This is a genomic window from Mucilaginibacter pineti, assembly GCF_900101875.1.
GTDB lineage: Bacteria > Bacteroidota > Bacteroidia > Sphingobacteriales > Sphingobacteriaceae > Mucilaginibacter > Mucilaginibacter pineti.
This window is the reverse complement of the sequence record NZ_FNAI01000040.1, coordinates 1-3,100: the sequence shown is the minus strand read 5'-3', so window position 1 is coordinate 3,100 and position 3,100 is coordinate 1. Positions and strand designations below refer to the sequence as shown.

The 3,100-nt window shown below is 46.9% G+C and carries 3 protein-coding genes; all 3 read left to right on the top strand.

The window, feature by feature from the left end:
- Positions 1-143 precede the first annotated feature (143 nt).
- From BLS59_RS31015 to BLS59_RS31005, 3 genes are read left to right on the top strand one after another with little or no spacing between them, the layout of a single operon-like run.
- Positions 144-1,082 carry a tyrosine-type recombinase/integrase gene (locus BLS59_RS31015; RefSeq protein WP_091157905.1) on the top strand — a complete coding sequence of 313 codons (939 nt, stop codon included), beginning with the start codon at positions 144-146 and terminating at the stop codon, positions 1,080-1,082.
- Entirely contained in the window at positions 1,079-2,023 is a 945-nt protein-coding gene (locus BLS59_RS31010; protein ID WP_091157903.1) for a tyrosine-type recombinase/integrase, read from the top strand. Before BLS59_RS31015 ends, BLS59_RS31010 begins: the two co-directional genes overlap by 4 nt.
- Entirely contained in the window at positions 2,020-3,015 is a 996-nt protein-coding gene (locus tag BLS59_RS31005; protein WP_091157902.1) for a tyrosine-type recombinase/integrase, read from the top strand. The genes BLS59_RS31010 and BLS59_RS31005 overlap by 4 nt, the downstream gene beginning before the upstream one ends.
- Positions 3,016-3,100: the final 85 nt, after the last annotated feature.

Below are 3,100 nucleotides of genomic sequence, written 5' to 3'. Positions count from 1 at the left end.
CATAATGCCGCGTGAATGATTATGCCGAATGAGACCAGCATAGATGTGCTAAGGTCGTTTTTTAAGTATATACATGCGGCATAATTTTGAAATGATTTTGATTTTCAGGCACTTTGCTCTTTTAACTAAATATTAGGAGTAAAATGATGGAAACATTAACAACCCAGCCAAGGGAAAAGCTCAAGACCGAGTACCGTAATTACCTCAGCCGCCAACGCGGCTTAACAGACAAGACGATCTACAAATACTGCACGTTCGTAGATCGGTTTCTGGACTTCAAGTTTGCAGGGACCCCAGATAACTTGTCCTTGATCACAGCGCATGATATAGCGGATTTCTTACATCATCTGTCCGGGCGTGCGGAGCCTCTTCGGGACAAAACCGTGGTTCCGACCATGCGTAGCCTGTTCCGGTTTTTATTTCAGACAGAAAAGATCCAAAAAAATCTTGCCCTTGGTATTCCCAGTATAGCACAGAAATATGGTAAGCGAATTCCATATCACCTAACAACAGAACAAGTCGAGGAACTGCTAAGGGCAGTAAGGTCTGGCGGATCTGGCGCTTACGGGAGGCGTAATTACGCGATGATCTTGCTTATGGCTCGCCTGGGATTAAGGGGGCCAGAAGTTATTGCTATCCAACTTGAAGATATCGACTGGCGCAATGGTGAAATCATTATTCGTGGCAAAGGAGGTTATCATGACAGAACACCATTGTTGCAAGATGCAGGAGATGCGATCGCTGATTACGTTCAGCATGAACGTAAAGGCTCCTCCCGACATCTGTTTGTGGCAAACAAGTCTCCATATCGCCCTTTTAAGGATGCGCAGATATTGAACACAACGCTGGTAAAGGCGCTGAAAACAACAACCATACCCACGCCGAAAAGATATACGGTCAATAATATACTCAGGCATAGCCTGGCAACAAACCTGGTACAGCGGGGAGCAAGCTTCGAAGAGATCAGCAATACACTTAGGCACCGTTCGAGAAATACCACTTTGTTATACGCACGGCAGGATATTGACGGTTTACGGACAATTGCGCTGTCATGGCCGTTAACGGAAGGAGGCCGGTTATGAATCTTTCACTGGAACTGGAGCGCTATCTAAAAATAAGACGCAACCTGGGGTATGACCTGGGAACCTCGGAGCGGGTATTAAAACAGTTTGTTAGCTTCCTGGAATCTACTGGTGCGACCCACATCAGAACAGCGTTGTTCCTGCAATGGAAGATGGCCTTTGGTAAAGCGTCTCAAAGCACTTGGGCAAGGCGTCTGGGAATGGTCAGATCGTTTGCCTCCTGGCTATACAGCCTGGATACATGCCACGAAATACCGCCTCAAAACCTGATCCCTGGTCACTACAGAAGACAACAACCCTACATCTACACCGATAGCCAGATTATACAGATCATAGAAGCCGCAGCGCTCCTGCCTTCCAGTAACGGTCTCCGTGCAATCACTTATCCAACATTGTTTGGGCTTGTATCTGTAACTGGGCTGCGGATCAGCGAAGTCATCTCTCTTGACGACAGGGATGTAGACTTGGTTGATGGGGTAATCAGCGTTCGTAATGGTAAAAACCGCAAGGAACGTCTATTACCAGTTACAGAAAGCACCAAGAATCGATTAAAAGAATATGCCAGGAAACGGGACCGGCTTCTTGGGTATTCACCGGAACCTTTCTTTATCGCTGATACCGGCAACAGATTGTCCGATTGTATTGTCCGTTATAACTTCGCCGTTACCTGTCAAAAAATCGGACTTCGTGCAGAGCAGCGGTTCAACAGGCATGGTACCGGCCCGCGAATACATGATCTCCGTCACACGTTCGCTGTAAAGGTATTGATCAACTGGTACCAGGAAAATAAGGATATTGATCGGGAAATGCTCAAATTGGTCAATTATCTTGGACACCAAAAGGTCACCCATACTTACTGGTATATTGAAGCGGTTCCGGAATTACTGGCTTTAGCTGCGAGGCGTGCCGAAAGCTATATCAGAAAGGAGGTGCAGCAATGACAACAACCCCGCTTTCCGCTTTAGTCCAACGCTTCTTTACGGAACGGCTTTTCACCCAAATGGAAGCAAGCCCACATACGATCGCCAGCTATCGCGACACATTCAGGCTATTGTTAAAGTTTGCCGGTGCTAAAACCCGGCGATCCCCAATGAAGCTAACTATAGACGACTTGGACGCCGAAATGATTGGCGCCTTTCTGGATGATATCGAATCTACCAGAAAAAATACTTCCAGGAGCAGGAATACGCGGCTGGCAGCTATTCGGTCTTTCTTTAAGTTTGTTGCACTGCATGAACCTGCCCATATGCATCACTGTCAAAAAATACTGAGCATGCCGAATAAACGCTTCATTAAACGCAATGTCGAGTTCTTGTCGGTACAGCAGATGCAAGCATTGTTAAAGGCACCGGACCGATCCACATGGATCGGACGACGTGACCACGCCATTCTGGTGCTGACTTTACAAACAGGTTTACGGGCATCAGAACTGGTTAGTATACAGTGTCGTGACCTTGTCCTTGATGTTGGAGCTTACGTTCGCTGTGAAGGAAAAGGCCGTAAACAGAGAACAACACCGCTACGACATGAAACAATTGCCGTGATGAAGTCCTGGATAAGAGAGCGGCGGGGTAATGACCAGGATCCACTCTTTCCAACCATACGCGGCGATAAAATGAGTAGGGATGCGCTGGAGCACCTGGTAAAAAGGCATATAAAAACAGCCTCGATAACCTGCCCTTCGTTAGTTGGCAAACGCGTTAGCCCGCATGTTCTGCGCCACAGCACAGCTATGGACTTACTTCATCACGGTATAGATCAAACCGTTATAGCGCTTTGGCTAGGACATGAATCGGTCGAAACAACACAGGCATATATCCATGCTGATCTTAAGCTAAAAGAACAGGCACTGGCAAAAATGTCATCAGCAACTACAGCTATTGGCCGTTATAGAGCCGATGATAAATTGCTGATCTTTCTGGAAAACTTATAAGTTATGCCGTATGACCGCACCGGAAAGTGGCCTAAATAACCAGCCAGTCTATCCGGTGCGGCATAATCATTCACGCGGCATTATG